At 66.4% G+C, this 18,699-nt stretch carries 18 protein-coding genes; 10 read left to right on the top strand and 8 right to left on the bottom strand.

Going from position 1 to position 18,699, the window contains the following annotated elements; all coding sequences use genetic code 11:
* Positions 1-57 precede the first annotated feature (57 nt).
* Both K3U93_RS22490 and kstD read right to left on the bottom strand, forming a co-directional pair.
* Positions 58-930, bottom strand: coding sequence for a MaoC family dehydratase (locus K3U93_RS22490; RefSeq protein WP_083011765.1), 873 nt, complete (start codon positions 928-930; stop codon positions 58-60).
* A 2-nt stretch (positions 931-932) separates the two neighbouring features.
* Complete coding sequence (gene kstD, locus K3U93_RS22485) at positions 933-2,627, bottom strand: 3-oxosteroid 1-dehydrogenase (protein WP_083011874.1); 1,695 nt, start codon at positions 2,625-2,627, stop codon at positions 933-935.
* A gap of 84 nt (positions 2,628-2,711) precedes the next feature.
* Here kstD and K3U93_RS22480 point away from each other — a divergent pair, with 84 nt between their 5' ends.
* The 8 genes from K3U93_RS22480 to K3U93_RS22445 all read left to right on the top strand — a co-directional run bounded on the left by K3U93_RS22480 (position 2,712) and on the right by K3U93_RS22445 (position 10,494).
* Positions 2,712-3,497, top strand: coding sequence for a 2-keto-4-pentenoate hydratase (locus tag K3U93_RS22480; protein WP_083011767.1), 786 nt, complete (start codon positions 2,712-2,714; stop codon positions 3,495-3,497).
* 56 nt (positions 3,498-3,553) lie between these two features.
* Entirely contained in the window at positions 3,554-4,486 is a 933-nt protein-coding gene (locus K3U93_RS22475; RefSeq protein ID WP_071513133.1) for an acetaldehyde dehydrogenase (acetylating), read from the top strand.
* Entirely contained in the window at positions 4,483-5,541 is a 1,059-nt protein-coding gene (dmpG, locus tag K3U93_RS22470; protein WP_083011770.1) for a 4-hydroxy-2-oxovalerate aldolase, read from the top strand. The genes K3U93_RS22475 and dmpG overlap by 4 nt, the downstream gene beginning before the upstream one ends.
* Before the next feature lie 138 nt (positions 5,542-5,679).
* On the top strand, positions 5,680-6,897 hold the full coding sequence (locus K3U93_RS22465; protein WP_083011772.1) for a PPE family protein: 1,218 nt from the start codon (positions 5,680-5,682) through the stop codon (positions 6,895-6,897).
* 114 nt (positions 6,898-7,011) lie between these two features.
* Positions 7,012-7,335 carry a heme-binding protein gene (locus K3U93_RS22460; RefSeq protein ID WP_083011775.1) on the top strand — a complete coding sequence of 108 codons (324 nt, stop codon included), beginning with the start codon at positions 7,012-7,014 and terminating at the stop codon, positions 7,333-7,335.
* Positions 7,336-7,424: 89 nt separating this feature from the next.
* Positions 7,425-8,564: a hypothetical protein gene (locus K3U93_RS22455; RefSeq protein ID WP_083011777.1), complete on the top strand. Its 1,140-nt coding sequence runs from the start codon at positions 7,425-7,427 to the stop codon at positions 8,562-8,564.
* 2 nt (positions 8,565-8,566) lie between these two features.
* Positions 8,567-9,349: an SDR family oxidoreductase gene (locus K3U93_RS22450; protein WP_083011780.1), complete on the top strand. Its 783-nt coding sequence runs from the start codon at positions 8,567-8,569 to the stop codon at positions 9,347-9,349.
* Complete coding sequence (locus K3U93_RS22445) at positions 9,349-10,494, top strand: sulfotransferase family protein (protein ID WP_083011783.1); 1,146 nt, start codon at positions 9,349-9,351, stop codon at positions 10,492-10,494. Before K3U93_RS22450 ends, K3U93_RS22445 begins: the two co-directional genes overlap by 1 nt.
* A gap of 16 nt (positions 10,495-10,510) precedes the next feature.
* Here the strand turns inward: K3U93_RS22445 and K3U93_RS22440 are convergent, their stop codons facing one another.
* Together K3U93_RS22440 and K3U93_RS22435 are read right to left on the bottom strand one after the other, a co-directional pair.
* Complete coding sequence (locus K3U93_RS22440; protein WP_083011785.1) at positions 10,511-10,966, bottom strand: hypothetical protein; 456 nt, start codon at positions 10,964-10,966, stop codon at positions 10,511-10,513.
* A gap of 5 nt (positions 10,967-10,971) precedes the next feature.
* Positions 10,972-12,156, bottom strand: coding sequence for a 3-ketosteroid-9-alpha-monooxygenase, oxygenase component (locus K3U93_RS22435; protein WP_083011788.1), 1,185 nt, complete (start codon positions 12,154-12,156; stop codon positions 10,972-10,974).
* Positions 12,157-12,272: 116 nt separating this feature from the next.
* On the opposite strand from K3U93_RS22435, the gene K3U93_RS22430 reads away from it, so the two are divergent.
* A complete protein-coding gene (locus tag K3U93_RS22430) occupies positions 12,273-12,797 on the top strand; it encodes a gamma carbonic anhydrase family protein (RefSeq protein ID WP_083011790.1) in 525 nt (174 codons plus the stop codon).
* On the opposite strand, the gene K3U93_RS22425 is transcribed toward K3U93_RS22430, so the two are convergent.
* Positions 12,794-13,081, bottom strand: a complete 288-nt coding sequence (locus tag K3U93_RS22425) for a helix-turn-helix domain-containing protein (protein WP_071513143.1) — start codon at positions 13,079-13,081, stop codon at positions 12,794-12,796. The two genes, K3U93_RS22430 and K3U93_RS22425, sit on opposite strands and share 4 nt — an antisense overlap.
* A 292-nt stretch (positions 13,082-13,373) precedes the next feature.
* Here K3U93_RS22425 and K3U93_RS22420 point away from each other — a divergent pair, with 292 nt between their 5' ends.
* Positions 13,374-15,908, top strand: coding sequence for a site-specific DNA-methyltransferase (locus tag K3U93_RS22420; RefSeq protein WP_083011795.1), 2,535 nt, complete (start codon positions 13,374-13,376; stop codon positions 15,906-15,908).
* 121 nt (positions 15,909-16,029) lie between these two features.
* Here the strand turns inward: K3U93_RS22420 and K3U93_RS22415 are convergent, their stop codons facing one another.
* From K3U93_RS22415 to K3U93_RS22405, 3 genes are read right to left on the bottom strand one after another with little or no spacing between them, the layout of a single operon-like run.
* A complete protein-coding gene (locus tag K3U93_RS22415; protein WP_071513146.1) occupies positions 16,030-16,440 on the bottom strand; it encodes a nuclear transport factor 2 family protein in 411 nt (136 codons plus the stop codon).
* On the bottom strand, positions 16,437-17,633 hold the full coding sequence (locus tag K3U93_RS22410; protein ID WP_071513147.1) for a thiolase family protein: 1,197 nt from the start codon (positions 17,631-17,633) through the stop codon (positions 16,437-16,439). The genes K3U93_RS22415 and K3U93_RS22410 overlap by 4 nt, the downstream gene beginning before the upstream one ends.
* Positions 17,633-18,697, bottom strand: a complete 1,065-nt coding sequence (locus K3U93_RS22405; RefSeq protein WP_083011797.1) for a thiolase family protein — start codon at positions 18,695-18,697, stop codon at positions 17,633-17,635. The genes K3U93_RS22410 and K3U93_RS22405 overlap by 1 nt, the downstream gene beginning before the upstream one ends.
* Positions 18,698-18,699: the final 2 nt, after the last annotated feature.

Here is an 18,699-nt window from a genome sequence, read left to right as displayed (position 1 = left end):
GCGCCCGCGAGCCAGCGTCACGCTAGCGTGACGCTCGGCGCAAAGAGGCGAGACCCCCTAGGCCGGGACGAGCTCGACGCCGCCGAGCACCACAGCGTTGTCGCGCGAAGGCGCGACAACGCTGGCCAAGAACCGGCCTTGGGAAGACGTCGAGTCCTTCCAGATGCCGACCTTGAGCGTTTCGCCGGGAAAGGCCACGCCGGCGAAGCGTGCGCCGTAGGCGGCGACCGCCCCGGCGTCGCCGTCCAGCAGCGCGTCGGTGATCGCCTTACAGGTCATGCCGTAGGTGCACAGGCCATGCAGGATGGGCTTGGGAAAGCCTGCGGCGGCGGCGAATTCGGGATCGGAATGCAGCGGGTTACGGTCACCGCAGAGCCGGTAGAGCAGCGCCTGCTGCGGCAGTATCGGCACTTCGACTTCCAAATCGGGCGCCCGGTCCGGCGCAGTGTCCGACGTGGACGGCCCGCGGGACCCGCCGAAACCGCCTTCGCCGCGGGCGAAGATCGACCGCTTCTGCGTCCACAGCGGGGTGCCGTCGGGCGTGGTCACCGTCGTCTCGCTCCAGATGACGGCGGCCTTGCCCTTGTCCCAGATGTCGGTGAACCGGGTGACAGCCCGGGCGGAGCCCGACGGCGGCAGCGGCCCGGGCACCTCGACCCGCTCGCTGGCGTGCAGCACCTTGCTCAGCTCGATGTCGATGCCGGGAAATTGCACCGCCGGCGGTTTGGTCATGTGGAAGGTGGCGGCGACGTTGCCGAACGTCGGAAGCACCTGGGGCGTGTCGTCGACCAGGTAGCGCAGCTCGCGCGGATCCATCGGATCCGCGCCGGCGCCAAGCCCCAGGTGATAAAGCTGCACATCGCTGCTGGTCCAAGAGAATTCGATCGGATCCAGCTCGGCGGCCAGCGCGACTTCTACGTCGATCGGCATGGTTAGCGTTCTCCCGCGATGTGCAGGGCGGCGAGGTAGCCGAACGTCATCGCCGGCCCGATCGTGCCGCCGGGGCCGGGATAGGTGTGCCCCATCACCGGGGCGCTGACATTGCCCGCCGCGTAAAGGCCTTCGATGATCGTGCCGTCGTCGCGCAGCGCACGGCCGTGGACATCGGTGCGGATGCCGCCCTTGGTACCCAGATCCCCCGGCACCATCTTGGCGGCGTAATAGGGCGGGTGGCTGATCTCGCCGAGGTTCGGGTTCGGCTTGTTGGTCGGGTCGCCGTAGTAGCGGTCGTAGGCGCTTTCCCCGCGGTGGTAGTCCTCGTCGACGCCCGACCGCGCAAACCCGTTGAAACGCTTAACGGTCGCGGTGAACTCGGCCACCGGCAGGTCGGCCTTGTCGGCCAGCTCCTCAAGCGTGCCGGCCTGGATGATCACGCCGGAATCCAGCCACTTACGCGGAATGCGTTGTCCGGGGTTTAATCCCGCGAAGATGTAGCGGTCGCGGTACCGCTGGTCGAACACCAGCCACGCGGGAATGTTCTCGCCCGGCCCTGGCCCCTGGCCGTATTCGCCGCCGTACATGTGGTGACACGCTTCGACGTAGGGCATCGATTCGTTCATGAACCGCTTGCCCGACATGTTGACGATGATCGACCCCGGCGAGTTGCGCTCCGACAACGCGAACCACGGCGCACCCACCAACGGCACCGTCGGGCCCCACCAGGCGTCCTCCATTAGATCCAGTGCGGCGCCGAGCTTTTCGCCGGCGACGATGCCGTCGCCCGTGTTGGCCTTGGCGCCGACGGTCCACTCGGTGGTGATCGGCGCCCGCTGGTACTTGACCCGCATCTGTTCGTTGTGCTCGAAACCACCGCTGGCCAGGATGACGCCGCGTCGGGCCCGGATCAGTTGCGGCTCCGCCGATTCCGACTCAGTGGCGTCGCGGACGTAAACCCCGCGCACCGCGCCGTCCTCGACGTACAGGTCGGTGAGCGCGGTGTTGAGTACCACCGGAACGCCGGCCCGCTGCAGCCCGATCCGCAGCGGCCCGATCAAAGCGCGGCCCATGCCGACCAGATTCTTTCCGGTCGCTTTGGCCCACATCGTGCGCGCGCCCACCTTCAGGCTGCGCAGCACACCCCGCGGGTGCCGCTTCAGCTGGTTGAGCCGCACGTAATCCTGTTGCATCACCACCACATTGAGCGGCACCTTGCCGTATGCCGGTTCCAGCCCGGCCTCATCGGCGCCGAGCTTGTGGGCGTTGAACGGCCTGGGCTCGATCGACCGGCCACCCGCGCGGCCGCCCGGGGCCTCCGGATAGTAGTCGGAGTAGCCCGGCACCCAGCACATCTTCAACGGCGTGTGCTTGAGCACGAACGACAGCATCTCCGTTCCGCGCTCGAGGTAGGCGTCGATGCGCTCCGGCTCGACCTTGCTGACCGAAAAGCCGCCGATGATGTCGTGCAGATAGGTGCGGGCCGCCTCGGGGGTGTCTCGCACGCCGTCGCGCTTGAGCACCTCGTTGTTGGGAATCCAGACGCCGCCGCCTGACCGTGCGGTGGAGCCGCCGTAATGCGGAGCCTTCTCGATGACTACTGTCGATAGACCCCGGTGTGCGGCGGCCAAGGCGGCCACCATGCCGGCCCCGCCGCTGCCGACCACGACGACGTCGTACTCCTGCGCTGTCATGTAGAACACGTTATAGAATTGCCCGGGTTGGGCGCTACCGGCCCGGTCAAACCGATAACTTCAGGACGAGGGGACTTCCGGGAAATGCTCAGTGTTGCGATCCGCGACGAGCTGGCGGCCGACCTGGCGCAGGCCGAGCGCAGCCGCGAGCCGATCTCTCCGCTGACCGCCGCCCACCCCGAGATCGACGTGGTCGACGCCTACGAGATCCAGCTGATCAACATCCGCCAGCGGGTCGCCGAAGGAGCCCGCGTGCTGGGGCACAAGGTGGGGCTGTCGTCGCTGGCGATGCAGCAGATGATGGGGGTCGACGAGCCGGACTACGGGCATCTGCTCGACGAGATGCAGGTGTTCGAAGACACCCCGGTCAAGGCGAGCCGCTACCTGTATCCGCGGGTCGAGGTCGAGGTGGGTTTCATCCTGGCCGCGGACCTGCCGGGGGCCGGCTGCACCGAGGACGACGTGCTGGCGGCCACGGAGGCCCTGGTCCCCGCGATCGAGCTGATCGACACCAGGATCACCGACTGGAAGATCGCGCTGTGCGACACCATCGCCGACAACGCCTCTTCGGCGGGCTTCGTGCTGGGTGAGGCCCGGGTGTCGCCCGCCGACATCGACGTGAAGGCGATCGACGCGGTGCTGACCCGCAACGGCGAGGTGGTCGCCGAGGGCCGCAGCGATGCGGTGCTGGGCAATCCGGTCACCGCGGTGGCCTGGCTGGCCCGCAAGGTGGAAAGCTTCGGGGTGCGGCTCCGCAAGGGTGACGTCGTGCTACCCGGATCGTGCACGCGGGCGATCGACGCCCACGCCGGTGACCAGTTCGTCGCCGACTTCACGGGGCTGGGTTCCGTTCGGTTGTCGTTTGAATAGTGTCGGATTAGTTTTGGAATTGGTCCAAATTCCAGGCGCTTCGAAAAAGGAGCATCATGCCGTCTAAGGCGAGTGTGGCCTTGAAAGTGGCCATTGTCGGGTCGGGAAACATCAGCACCGACCTGCTCTACAAACTGCTGCGATCGGACTGGCTGGAACCTCGCTGGATGGTGGGGATCGACCCGCAAAGCGAGGGCCTGGCGCGGGCCCGCAGGCTGGGCCTGGAGACCACCCACGAAGGGGTCGACTGGCTGCTGGCGCAGCCCGAGAAACCCGACCTGGTGTTCGAGGCGACCAGCGCCTACGTGCACCGGGACGCGGCACCCAAGTACGCGGCCGCGGGGATCCGGGCCATCGACCTGACGCCGGCCGCCGTCGGCCCCGCGGTGATCCCGCCGGCGAACCTGCGCGAGCACCTGGACGCGCCGAACGTCAACATGATCACCTGCGGGGGCCAGGCGACCATTCCGATCGTGTATGCGGTTTCGCGGGTAGTGGAAGTGCCCTACGCCGAAATTGTCGCCTCGGTCGCGTCAGTCTCGGCCGGCCCGGGCACCAGGGCCAATATCGACGAATTCACCAAGACCACCAGCAAGGGCGTCGAAACCATCGGCGGTGCAAAACGCGGCAAGGCGATCATCATCTTGAACCCGGCCGATCCGCCGATGATCATGCGCGACACCATTTTCTGCGCCATCCCCGAGGACGCCGACCGCGAGGCGATCGCCAAATCCATCCACGACGTGGTGGCCGAGGTGCAGACCTATGTGCCCGGATACCGGCTGCTCAACGAGCCGCAGTTCGACGAGCCGTCCATCAACTCCGGCGGCCAAGCCCTGGTCACCACGTTCGTCGAGGTCGAGGGCGCCGGGGATTACCTGCCGCCGTACGCGGGCAACCTCGACATCATGACCGCGGCGGCCACCAAGGTCGGCGAGGAGATCGCCCGTAAAAGGGATGCGACGCTGGTCGCAGGAGGTACGCGATGAGCACCGATATCTTCTTCAACCCCATCTGGGACGTCCGCATGACCGACACGTCCCTGCGGGACGGGTCGCACCACAAGCGTCACCAGTTCACCAAGGACGAGGTCGGCGCCATCGTCGCGGCGCTGGACGCCGCGGGTGTCCCGGTCATCGAGGTAACCCACGGCGACGGGCTGGGCGGGTCGAGCTTCAACTACGGGTTCTCCAAGACGCCCGAGCAGGAACTGATCAAGCTCGCCGCCGAGACGGCCAACGAGGCCAAGATCGCGTTCCTGATGCTGCCCGGGGTGGGCACCAAAGACGACATCAAGGAGGCGCAGGACAACGGCGGGTCGATCTGCCGGATCGCCACCCACTGCACGGAAGCCGACGTGTCGATCCAGCACTTCGGGCTGGCCCGCGAGCTGGGCCTGGAAACCGTCGGGTTTTTGATGATGGCGCACACGATTCCGCCGGAGAAGCTGGCCGCGCAGGCGCGCATCATGGCCGACGCCGGTTGCCAGTGCGTCTACGTGGTCGACTCGGCCGGGGCGCTGGTCCTCGAAGGGGTGCGCGACCGGGTGGCGGCGCTGGTGGCCGAACTCGGCGACGACGCCCAGGTGGGTTTTCACGGCCACGAAAACCTTGGCCTGGGGGTGGCGAACTCCGTCGAGGCCGTGCGCGCCGGCGCCAAGCAGATCGACGGCTCCTGCCGCCGGTTCGGGGCCGGCGCGGGCAACGCGCCGGTCGAGGCCCTCATCGGGGTGTTCGACAAGATCGGCGTCAAGACCGGTATCGACTTCTTCGACATCGCCGACGCCGCCGAGGATGTCGTGCGCCCGGCCATGCCGGCCGAATGCGTGCTTGACCGCAACGCGCTGATCATGGGGTACTCCGGCGTCTACTCGAGCTTCCTCAAGCACGCCGTCCGGCAGGCCGAACGCTACGACGTGCCGGCGTCGGCGTTGCTGTACCGCGCCGGTCAGCGCAAGCTCATCGGCGGCCAGGAAGACCAACTCATCGACATCGCCCTGGAAATCAAACGCGAGCAAGACAGCGGCGTCGCGGTCACGCACTGACAACGCCGTTCGGCTTCCCGTCGGTCGGGACCGCCCGCTAGCCCGAAACTGGCCCCCAAGGCGACAACGGTCGCCGGCTTAGGTATTAACCTAAGTGTTTTCGCCTTGAATCGTCTTTGAGGGTGGGGGCCTGATCCGATGAGTTTCCTGACGTTGCCACCCGAGATCATTTCTCAGCTGTTGTTTTCTGGCGCAGGCTCGGGCCCGATGCTGGAAGCTTCGGTGGCGTGGAATGGGCTCGCCTCGGAGCTGTCGTCTGCCGCAGAGTCGTTTGCCTCGGTGACCTCGACGTTGGCGTCTCAGGCGTGGCAGGGTGCGGCGGCGGCGGCGATGGCGGCGGCGGCCGCTCCGTATGCCGGCTGGTTGAGTGCGGCGGCATCTCAGGCTCAGGAGGCCGCCACCCAAGCTCAGGCGGTGGCCAGCGCGTTTGAGAGCGCGCTGGCCGCGACGGTGCATCCGTTGGCGGTGGAGGCCAATCGCAACGACTTGGTGCAGTTGGTCATGTCGAACCTGTTTGGGCAAAACTGGCCGGCGATTGCGGCCACGGAGGCCTACTACGAGCAAATGTGGGCGCAGGATGTGGCCGCGATGGTGGGCTATCACGGTGGGGCGTCGGCGGCGGCCGTGCAATTGACGTCGGGGCAGGCCGGTTTGCCGGCCGTGCCGAGCCTGCCCGGCCTCGGGGGCATCGGCGGTAACAACGGTAGTGGGAGCGCGAGCGCCGGTAGTGGGAGCGCCGGTAGTGGGAGCGCCGGCAGCGGCAGCGCCGGTGGCGGTAATCAGGGCAGCGCCAACGTGGGCAGCGCCAACGTGGGCAGCGCCTACGGCGGCGGCAACGTGGGGAGCGGAGCCACTGGCACCACTGGGGCTACTGCAACCGCCGCCGGCGAAAACGTGGACACCACCAACGTCGTCGGCGGCAACGCCGGCATTGCCGGCAGCAACAACCTAAGCGGTGGAAATGTCGGCGGCGTAAACCCAGGCTTCGTGGGGGCGGGCGGTATGGCCGCGATGACGATGGCCGCGGCGACGGGAACGTCGGCGACAACGACTTCTCGGGCGGGCCCCCGGACGACTCCGCCCGCGGCACCGGAAACCACGCCTTCCCCGGACGCGGCCGAAACGGTGGCACCGGAGGCCCCGGAAGCCCCGGAAGCCGAAGAAACCACGACTCCGACGGCGGCGACACCCCTTGTCACCACGCCGGCTTCGGCGGTGCCGGCGGCGGCGATTTCGGCAACGGAAGCCTCGGCGGCCGAAACTCGGGGTCCGGGGGAGCGGCTGGCGTTGGCAACACCGGCCACAGAACCTTCGGCAGCTCCGGAGACGTCGAAATCGGAAACCCGGGCCAAGTAACGCCGTATACCGGGACCGGGCCGGCTTAGCCCCAGGTGCCGGGCTTCGACGGTCGTTCCGGCACCCCGGCCGTCGGTAGTGTTGATTGCGACGTCTGTGTGAAGGAGCAATCCAATGACCGTGACTTCCAAGTCTGGCGTCCGTCTTCGGCGCGGACTGTCCGGCGTGCTTGCCGGTGGTCTGCTGAGCGCCATCGCATCGATGGTGATCGCGTTGCCGGTGGCCAGCGCCGATCCCCAGCAACAGTGCAATACCACCGTGGGGCAATCGGCGTCCCAAACCGTTCAGGCGTACTTGGACAAGCATCCCGACGTCAGGCAGGAGCTGGCCGCCAAGTCGCAAGCGGAGGGCGGCTCCAACGACGTGCTGGCCTACCTCAACCGGCATCCCGACGTGCGGCAGCATCTGATCGACCTCGCCAACAAGTGCACGTCGTAGTGATCGGGCCTCGTCGTTGGACGCGCCAAACGACACGCGGAGATGTTCGCCATTGACGCAAAATAGGAACACGTTCTAGCGTCGAGGTCGTGCCCTCTCATCCCGTTTCTGGACCCCTCATCAACGCGATCGCCGAGGCCGAGACATTGGTGGCGGCCGCACCGCACATCGAGACCGAAGCCGACCTGCTCGAAGGGCTGCAGTATTTGGCCGGCTGCATCGCGGGCTGCATGCACCTGGCCTTCGACTACGAGCGCGACCACCCGTTCCTGCAGTCGGGCACCGGGCCGTTCACCAAGATGGGCCTGGACAACCCCGACACCCTCTACTTCGGCACCCGGGTGCACGCCGACCGCGACTACGTGGTCACCGGCACGCGTGGCACCACCACCGACCTGAGTTTCCAGCTGCTCGGCGGCGAGTACACCGACGACAACGTCCCGGCCAGCCAGGCCGCGTTCGACGATCGCGAACTCGAGATCGCCGCGGACGGTAGCTTCGAGTGGCGGGTGCGGCCGACGAGCCCCGGGCAACTGGTGATCCGCGAGGTGTACGGCGACTGGTCGGCGCGGCGCGGCACGCTGACGATCTCCAGGCTGGACACCGCGGGCACCGCGCCGCCTCCGCTGAACCGCGAGACCATCGAAAAGCGTTATGCCACAGCGGGTAAGCAACTCGTCAACCGGGTGAAGACGTGGCTGCAGTTCCCGCAGTGGTTCTATCTCGACATTCCGGTCAACACCATGGTCGCGCCCCGGCTGACGCCCGGGGGCCTGGCCACCCAGTACTCGTCGGTCGGGCACTTCGAGCTGCGGCCAGATCAAGCGCTGGTGATCACCGTGCCGGTCTCCGATGCCCCCTACCTCGGCTTCCAGCTGGGTAGCTTGTGGTACATCTCGCTGGACTACATCAACCACCAGACCTCGCTGAACAACACTCAGGCTCAGGCGGATCCGGACGGCAAGGTCCGCATCGTCGTCGCCGACCGCAATCCCGGAGTGACTAACTGGGTCGAGACGCTCGGGCATCGGCGTGGCTTTTTGCAGTTCCGCTGGCAGCGGGTGTCCCGGGAGCTCACCGAGGCCGACGGGCCCACCGTCGAGCTGGTCGACTTCGACGCGATACCGGCCGCGCTGCCATACTTCGAGCACAACAAGATCTCCGATGAACAGTGGCGCGCGCGAATAGCGTTGCGGCAACAGCAAATTGCGGCGAGGATGCTGGGGTGACGATGACAGGAATACTCGATCAAAAGGTGGTCGTCATCAGTGGCGTCGGGCCGGGACTCGGCACCACGCTGGCGCACCGGTGCGCCCGCGACGGCGCCGACCTGGTGCTGGCGGCGCGTACCACCGAACGGCTGGACGCCGTCGCCAAACAGATCAACGACGCCGGGCACAAGGCCCTGGCGGTGCGCACCGACATCACCGACGACGAGGAGGTGGGCTACCTCGTCGAGATCACCATGGCAACCTACGGCAAGGTCGACGTGCTGATTAACAACGCGTTTCGGGTTCCGTCGATGAAACCGTTGGCAGGCACCAGCTTTCAGCACATCCGGGACGCGATCGAGCTCAGCGCGCTCGGGGCGCTGCGGCTCATCCAGGCTTTCACGCCCGCGCTCGAGGCGTCGCACGGATCGATCGTCAACATCAACTCCATGGTGCTGCGGCACTCGCAGGCCAAATACGGTGCCTACAAGATGGCCAAGTCCGCGCTGCTGGCCATGTCGCAGTCGCTGGCCACCGAACTCGGCGAGCAGGGCATCCGCGTCAATTCCGTTGCGCCCGGCTATATCTGGGGCGACACACTGCAAGGCTACTTCGAGCATCAGGCCGGCAAGTACGGGACCACGGTGGACCAGATCTACCAGGCCACCGCGGCGAACTCCGACCTCAAGCGGCTGCCCACCGAGGACGAGGTGGCCTCGGCGATTCTTTTCCTGGCCAGTGACCTGTCCAGCGGCATCACCGGTCAGACGTTGGACGTCAACTGCGGGGAGTATCACACCTGATGGCCGACCGGAAAGATGTGGCCACCGTCGACGAACTGCACGCATCGGCCACCAAGCTGACCGGGCTCGACGACTTCGGCATCGACGACGACAACTACCTTGAGGCGCTGGGGGTGCTGCTGGACTCCTACCGACGGGAAGCAGGCCTAACGGTGTTGGGCAGCAAGATGAATCGGTTTTTCCTGCGCGGCGCGCTGGTGGCCAGGCTGCTGTCCGAATCCGCGTGGAAGCAATACCCGCAGCACGCCGACGTCGCGGTCGAACGGCCGATCTTCGTCACCGGGCTGGTGCGCACCGGCACCACGGCGCTGCACCGGCTGCTCGGCGCCGACCCGGCTCACCAGGGCCTGCACATGTGGTTGGCCGAGTTCCCGCAGCCGCGACCGCCGCGCGAAACCTGGGAGTCAAACCCGTTGTACCGCCAGCTGGATGCGCAGTTCAACCAGCACCACGCCGAAAACCCCGGCTACACCGGCCTGCATTTCATGGCCGCCTACGAGCTGGAGGAATGCTGGCAGCTGCTGCGGCAGTCGCTGCATTCGGTGTCCTACGAAACCCTCGCGCACATCCCCAGTTACGCGGAGTGGCTCTCGCGGCAGGACTGGACGCCGTCGTATCGGCGGCACCGCAAAAACCTTCAGCTGATCGGCCTCAACGACGCCGACAAGCGGTGGGTGCTGAAGAACCCCAGCCACCTCTTCGCGCTGGACGCCTTGATGGCGACCTACCCCGACGCGCTGGTGATCCAGACCCACCGGCCCGTCGAGACGATCATGGCCTCGATGTGCTCGCTGGCCCAGCACACCGCCGAGGGCTGGTCGACGACGTTCGTCGGCGCCCAAATCGGTGCTGACGCAATGGAAACCTGGTCACGCGGGCTCGAGCGGTTCAACACCGCACGCGCCAAATACGATCCGGCCCAGTTCTACGACGTCGACTACCGCGGCCTGATCGCCGACCCGCTGGGCACCGTGGCCGACATCTACCGGCACTTCGGTCTGACGTTGACCGACGAGGCGCGGGTAGCCATGGAAAAGAGCCACGCCGAAAGCCAAGCCGGCGAGCGGGCGCCCAAACACACGTATTCGCTTGCCGACTACGGGCTCACCGTCGAAACGGTCAAGGAGCGGTTCGCCGGGCTCTGAGCCGGCGGGCCGTAGCTCAGTAGTCGTCGGGTACCGCGTCCAGGTAGCCTTCTGCCACGGCGTGCTCGATGCTGTCGCCCAGTTTCGGGCACGCTCGCGTGCGGGCGGTATCCCCGCCCGACTCGCGGACCTCGGTGAAGTACGCACAACGCTGCGCGGCTTCGGTGTTCCACTGCACCGCGGTGTGACCAGGCCCCAGCCTCCTGACGGCGACCGTGACGTGGCAGAACCGGCAATCGACCGGCAGCAGCCCCGACCTCAGGTAGTGCTCGCGGTCGGCGCGGGTGGCCTCGGCGACCGCGGCGGCGCGTTGCGGGTCATTGGCGAAATCCCTTGACTTCGACCAGAATTTGGGCGCCGGGGCACCGTTTGGATCGGCGGGCGGCTGGTGATCGTGGTGGTCGCCGTGCAGCAGCAGCATCGATCGGGCGAGCCGATCGACGTCGGGGACCGCCGACTGATCGTCAGGCATGTCGATCAGTGTTGCTCGGCCGGCACTTCGTCGGAAACCGGTTCGGCCGCAGCGGATTCGACCTCCTTGGCCTTCAGGTTCTCCTCGACCTGGGCATTCCAGTACTCGTTGGCGCGGGAGGTGTCCACCTCGATCTCGAAGCGCTCGACCATTTCCGGTGTGATGTCGGCGACGTCGACGTAAAACTGCTCATACCAGCGACGCATCTGGTAGACGGCGCCGTCCTCCTCGACCAGCAGCGGGTTCTCAATCCTGGTCTTGTGCTTCCAGATCTCGACATCCTGCAGGAAGCCCTTGCTGACGCCTTCGGTGAAGACCCGTGACAGCTTGTCGGTCATCTTGTCGTCCATGCCCTTGGGCTTTTCGACGACGACGCCCCACTGCAACACGAACGAGTTCTGGGTGACCGGGTAGTGGCAGTTGATCAGGATCGACTCGGCCTTGTAGTCGCCGTAACTGTTGTGCAGCCAGTTGATCATGAACGACGGCCCGAAGTAGGACGCCTCGGAATCCAGGTGCGATTCGCCGTAGGCCGTCCCGAGATCGTTCACGTCGGGACGCCCCACGTTGTGCAGGTACTGCGAGGCGATGTGACCCTCGAAGACGTTCTTGAAGTACGTCGGCAGCCCGAAATGGATGTAGAAGAAATGCGCCATGTCGGTGACGTTGTCGATGATGTCGCGGCAGTTGGACCCCTCGATGAGGATGCTGTTCCACCGCCAGTCGGTCCACTCGTCGCTCGAGGCTTCGGGAATCTCGGGGATCCTGACCGCGGGATCCGGTGGATTTCCTTCGTGGTCGTGCCAGACGAACAGCAGGCCGCTGCGCACGTCGGTCGTCCACGACCGGGTGCGCGCCAGCCTGGGTGTGCGCTTGGCGTACGGCACCAGCTTGCAGCGGCCGTCGCCACCCCAGCGCCAGTCGTGGAACGGGCAGGCGACCTCGTCGCCCTTGATGGTGCCCATGGACAGGTCGCCACCCATGTGGCGGCAGTAGCCGTCGAGCACCTTCAGGTCCCCGTGCGAGTCGGCGAACACCACCAGCTTGGTGCCGAACGCCTGGACGGCGTGCGGCTTGCCGTCCAGGTAGTCCTTCGCGACGCCAAGGCAGTGCCAGCCCCGGGCGTACCTGGTCGGCAAGGTGCCGGAATCGATTTCCCGGATGCCGACCGCATCAGTGTCGGTAGTCACCTGTCACCTCCAACTCAATGGCCTCTAACTAGAACACGTTACAGTTTTGGGGCTGGCATGCGCAACGACGGCGGGTCTGGCCACGGGATATGCACGCCGCGGTATATATCTAGACGATGCCACTGTTTTCTTTCGAGGGTCGATCGCCGCGGGTGGATCCCGGGGCGTTCGTGGCCCCGACGGCCACCCTGATCGGGGACGTCACGGTCGAGGCTGGGGCGTCGGTGTGGTTCAACGCCGTGCTGCGCGGCGACTACGGGCCGATCGTGGTGCGGGAAGGCGCCAACGTGCAGGACGGATCGGTGCTGCACGCGCCGCCGGGCATTCCGGTCGACATCGGCCCGGGAGCGACGGTGGCCCATATGTGCGTCATCCACGGGGTTCACGTCGGATCGGAGGCGCTGATCGCCAACCACGCCATCGTTCTCGACGGTGCGGTGATCGGCGCGCGCAGCTTGATCGCGGCCCATTCGCTGGTGCTGGCCGGCACGCACATTCCGGCCGGGGTATTGGCGGTCGGCGTGCCGGCGCAGGTGAAGGGCCCGATCGCCGGCACGGGCGCGGAAATGTGGGTCAACCTCAATCCGCAGGCGTATCGCGACCTGGCGCAGCGGCACATGGCCGGGCTGGAGCCGATTTAGCGGTTTTCTTCCGTCGATCGCCCGGGCGGGAACATCGCGCCGATTAGCTCGGGCACCGTCGTGCCGAGAACCTCGCTGAGCGCCACCAGCGTGGACAGCCGCGGATTCGCCGGCCTGCGATTGCTGCGTTGGCCGAGCCCATACTCCAGCAGCTGGTAGTGGTTGCGGCTGATGCCCGCGGATTGAGCCACGAACTCCTGTGTCAGCCCGCGCTGCTGGCGCAGTTCGGCCAACTTTCGGCCGAGTGCCAACGCCAGCTCTCGCTCGATCGCAGACTCCGGCACTTCCGCAAAATGCCGACGTCGAAAGGCGGGGTCGACCATTTATAGATGGTTTTAGGATGCATCCTGTCGGGTCCGCCATGTATAGCTGGCGGACGGGACCGCGGATGAGGGGAGTGCGGATTGGCTGCGCCGGCCGCGAACCCGATCCTCGACTCCCACGCACAGCAAGGGAGAAATGGGTTCCCGCGGTTCGGACGATGCGGGTGCGTCGAGGTCACGGGGTCGGATGCGGTGCGCGATCTGCACCACGCGATCATCGGGGACGCGGACGCGCTCGACTTCAGGACCCGCCGTGGCGCGTAAGAAAGCGGTGGGGCTCACGCCCGCCGGAGCCCGCACCGATATTCCGACTGATGACGGCGAGGATTTCGTCGATCCGGCATCCGGCGTACCCAAACGGGTTCGCTACGAACGTGATCCGAGCCTCGACCCACAACTGATGTGGCGCGGCAAGGACGGGCGGGACTCATCGAATCTCATCGCGGACGCGCCGCCGATCTACATTCAGGAGAAGATCGAACCTCTCTTGCTGATTGGAAATCTCCTCCGGGCCGCCGGGCGGCCCGAAGGTGGGCCCGATGGGTTGTCACGGATCGAGTCCTATCGACACCCGCCGAATTGGGCCAACCGGATGATTCTTGGCGACTCGCTGAACGCCATGGCGTCCCTTGCCGAACGAGAATCGTTGCGGGGCAAGGTGCAGATGATATACGTCGACCCGCCGTACGGGATCAGGTTCGGCCCCAGTTGGCAGGTGTCCGCGCGCAAGCGAGACGTCGGGGACGCCAGGGCGGCAGGCGTCGCGCGAGAAGCCGAGCGGGTCAAGGCATTCCGCGACACCTGGGAGCTTGGCATTCACTCTTACCTTGCGCACCTGCGGGACCGGTTGGTCGTGGCACGCGATCTGCTAACCGAGTCCGGGTCGTGTTTTGTCCAGATCGGTGATGAGAACGTCCATCTGGTGCGTTGCCTGATGGACGAAGTGTTCGGCGGCGAGAACTTTGTCAGCCAGATTTCGTTTGCGAAAACCACCGGTTTCGCCACCGACCTGATCCCGAACGTCGCCGACCACCTTCTCTGGTACGGACGATTCAAGCCGGCGACAAAATATCGCCCGATGTTCGTCGCCGCGACCCTCGGGGGTCCCGGTGCAATCGAATACACGAGGGCGGAGTCGGCGGACGGCCGGATTGTGGCCCTAACCAAGGAACAACTGGCAGGCAACGAACCGGTTTCCCGAGACCTCCGCCCATTGACGACCGGGGACGTCACGTCCGCCGGGGGCGCGGCGGCCGACCTGGTTCTTCCGAGCGGGCGCAAGCTCGCGGGAAAGAGCGGCGTGCACTGGAAAACGACCCCTGAGGGGATGAACCGGCTTGAGTGGGCCGGCCGATTGATGCCGACCGGCCGATTCCGCATTTTCAAGCGCTTCTTCGACGACTTTCCGTATGTGGTCCTCACGAACCAATGGTTGGCGACCCGCGGCGAGGCCGGCAAGGTCTACGTGGTGCAGACGTCGCGCACCGTCGTCGAACGCTGCGTGCTCATGACCACCGACCCCGGCGACTTGGTCCTCGACCCGACTTGTGGCAGTGGGACAACGGCTTTCGTCGCAGAGCAGTGGGGCCGCCGTTGGATCACCATCGACACCTCGCGGGTCGCCCTCGCACTGGCCCGGCAGCGACTGATGGGCGCGAGGTTCCCATACTACCTGCTGTCCGACTCCAAGGAAGGGCGTCGGAAAGAAGCGGAACTGACCGGGAAGCCGGCTTCACGGGAACCCGTCACCGACGACATTCGCCACGGGTTCGTGTACGAGCGCGTCCGGCACATCACGTTGAAGTCGATCGCCAACAATCCCGACATCAAGGAGGGGATGACGCGCGAGGAGATCGACGACGCGATCAAGCGCCATGCCGGCTACGAGTATTTGTACGACAAACCCTACGAGGACAAGGGCAGGGTCCGCGTCTCCGGCCGCTTCACGGTTGAAAGCCTTTCGCCGCACCGATCTTCGGCGTTCCCCGGAGCGACGATCAGCGAGCCGGCCGCGGATTCGCTTACCTTCGAGCGGTCCATCCTCGACAACGTCGCCAAAGCCGGCATCCAGAACGGCCGGCGGCAGGAGCGCATCGAGTTCGCCTCGGTCGACGCCTACGCGGGCAGCTACATGCGGGCGGTCGGGGAGTGTGGTGGCGGCACGCGCATCGGGTTGGCGATTGGCCCGCGGTACGGCACCGTGAGCGCAGGATTCATCGAGGAAGCGACGCGCGAGGCGGTCAAGGCCGGCGACATCGACCTGCTGTGCGTCCTCGCGTTCGCCTTCGACCCGCAGGCCACCGGCGCCACCGTCGATGCCCCCCGCGAGGGATTCGCGGTGCTGATGGTTCGAATGAACGCCGACCTGCTGATGGGCGAAGACCTCAAGAAGACCGGTTCGGCGAACCTGTTCACCGTCTTCGGCGAGCCCGATTTCGACGCACGCGAGACCGACGACGGCAGCCTCGTCATCGACCTCCAAGGCGTCGACGTCTACGATCCCACCGCCGGGACGGTCCGCCGCAACGACACCGGGCAGATCGCGCTGTGGATGATCGACACCAATTACGACGGGACGTCATTCGTCGTAAGGCATTGCTACTTCACCGGCGGTGACGACCCGTACAAGAGGCTGAAGACGGCGCTGCGGGCCGACATACGACCGGACGCGTGGTCGGCTCTCTACCGCACCGTTTCGATTCCGTTCGACCCGCCGGAGACCGGCAGGGTCGCCGTCAAAGTCATCAACGACTACGGCGACGAAGTAATAAAGGTCTTCACCGTGTGAGCTGACGAGGGCGGCCGATCGGGCGGGCGCCGACCGGCCATCCCCGAGTGTGAATTCCACGACGCTGGACCGGCGCTGGATCGGCGTGTCGCGTCGTCAGATTCACAGTCGGCGAAGCGATTCAGACCTTTCGGGCGCTCGCGGCCGCGCGGTCCATCTCCCAGTACGCGCGCAGGGCGACGAGCTTGCCCTCGTCGTTGGCCTTGTAGGTGAACACGCCTTCCGCGGTGATCTGGTAATCGCCCGTCGTGATGAGGATGTGCCCGACATTGGCCTCCTCGTTGCCGCACTGGTAGGTGTCGCGGAAGAAGAACTCGATCCTGGTGGTGGGGGCGATCGCCTTGTCCCAGAAGGCCGAGATCGCGTCACGGCCCCGGTGGCCCTTGCCTTCGGGATCGAAAGCCGATGGCCCGATGGGGTCTTCGACGATGGCGTCGTCGGCGAAGACCGCCAGCCACGCGTCCTTGTCCCTGGCCTGGACCGCCTCGCGGGAGCGGCGGCCGGCCTCGTGCGCGGGGTGCGTGCCGGTCATGCGTTGGCCTTCGCGTCGGGCTTGTCGGCCCCGACCACCCACATCGAGTAGTACTGCGAGCCACCGCCGTAGGCGTGCCCCAAGGCCTTTCGCGCACCCGGAACCTGGTGATCGCCGGCCTTGCCCATCACCTGGATCGCGGCCTCGGCGAAGCGAATCAGGCCCGAGGCGCCGATCGGGTTCGACGACAGCACGCCGCCGGAGGCGTTTACCGGCAGCCGTCCACCGATCTTGGTCTCGCCGGCCTCGGTGAGCTTCCAGCCCTCACCCTCGGGGGCAAAACCGAGGTTTTCCAACCACATCGGTTCGAACCAGGAGAACGGCACGTAGATTTCGGCGGCGTCGATCTCGTCGATCGGACTGGTGATGCCGGCCGCCTTCCACAGCGCGGCGGCCGCGTCGCGACCGGCCTGCGGATTGACCTGGTCGCGTCCGGCGAAGGCCAGCGGCTCGGTGCGCAACGCGGTGGCATGGATCCACGCCACCGGATGTCCTTGCGCCAGCCGGGCTTCGGCGACCTCCTCGTCGCCGATCACCACCGCGCAGGCGCCGTCCGACGACGGGCAGGTCTCGTCGTAGCGGATCGGATCCCACAGCATGGGCGAGGCCATCACCTTCTCCAGGGTGATGTCGGGCTGGTGCAGGTGCGCCAGCGGGTTGCGGCTGCCGTTGAGCCGGTCCTTGACCGCGACCATGGCGCCGATGTTCATCGGCGCGCCCGAGCGGCGGATGTAGGCCCGCACGTGCGGAGCGAAATAACCGCCGGCGCCGGCACCCACCGGCTTGATGAACGGGATGGGAATCGACAACGCCCACATGGCATTCGATTCCGACTGCTTTTCCCAGGCCATCGCCAGCACGCGGTGGTACTTTCCGGACTGCACCAGGCTGGCGGCCACCACCGCGGTGGACCCGCCGACCGAACCCGCGGTATGCACCCGGATCAGCGGCTTGCCGGTGGCCCCCATGGCGTCGGCCATGAACAGCTCCGGCATCATGACGCCCTCGAAGAAGTCGGGCGCCTTGCCGACCACGATGGCGTCGATGTCGTCGAAGGTGGAGCCCGAGTCGGCCAGCGCCCGGTCGATGGCCTCGCGCACCAGGCCGTTCATCGAAACGTCGTGGCGCTTGGCGACGTACTTGGTCTGCCCGGTACCGAGCACCGCGGCGAGGTGCGCCCCTGCACCGGCCATCAGTTCTTTCCTTCCATGACCGCGACCAGGTTCTGTTGCAGGGCCGGCCCGCTGGTGGCGTGCGCCAGCACCCGCCCGGCCGAGCCATTCCAGATGTGTTGTGCCGCAAAGCCAATGCGCTCGAGGCCGGCGACGAACATGGGGTTGGCCGCCAGCGCGCCGCCGGAGGGATTGACTTTTGTCTTCCCCGGGATGTTTATCGCCTCGGCGAGGATCAGGTGCTGGTGGGTGAAGGGCGCATGAATCTCGGCGACATCCAGGTTGCGGGTGTTTCCGCCGGTGGCCGCCCGGGCCGCCGCTTTGGTCGACGGCGATTCGGTGAGGTCACGCAGGCCCAGGGCCGGAGACTCGATGCGGTGCTCGATTCCGGTGATCCAGGCCGGGTTTTCCCGCAGCTCGCGGGCGCGGTCACCGGCCGCGAGCACGACCGCGGCGGCGCCATCGGTGATCGGCGCGATGTCGTGGCGGCGCAGCGGGTCGGCGAAGAACGGCCGCTCGAGCAGTTCATCGATGCTGATCGCGGGCTGCTCGGAGTCCACCCGCTTGGCGTGCGAGAAGGAGTCGAGCGCAACACGCGCCATTTGCGATTCGTTCCACTTGCCGTTGTCGAGCCCGATGCGGGCCTGCAGTCCGGCCATCGACACCGAGTCCGGCCACAGCGGCGCAACCGTGTAGGGATCGGTCTGCCGCGACAGGATGCGACGCAGGTTTCCGGCCGAGGACTTGCCGAAGCCGTAGACCAGCGCGGTGTCGACCTCGCCGGCCAGGATTTTGATGTAGGCCTCGTAGAGTGCCCATGCCCCGTCCATCTCGACGTGCGATTCATTGATCGGCGGAACGGCGCCGATCGAGTCGATCGCCGAGATGAACGAAAACGCCCGTCCAGCAAGGTAATCCGACGAACCCGAACACCAGAAGCCGATGTCGGCCTGGGTGATGCCCAGCTCGCCGTAGAGCTGGGCGAAGCACGGCATCAACATTTCGACGCCGTTGGTGGTGCCGTCGGTGCGGCGGACATGCGGTGCGTGGGCAAAGCCGACAACCGCGACGCTGCGTTCGCTCATGT

The organism is Mycobacterium malmoense, assembly GCF_019645855.1.
Classification (GTDB): domain Bacteria; phylum Actinomycetota; class Actinomycetes; order Mycobacteriales; family Mycobacteriaceae; genus Mycobacterium; species Mycobacterium malmoense.
Note: the sequence above shows the minus strand (reverse complement) of the source record. Positions and strands in the feature narration are given on the sequence as shown.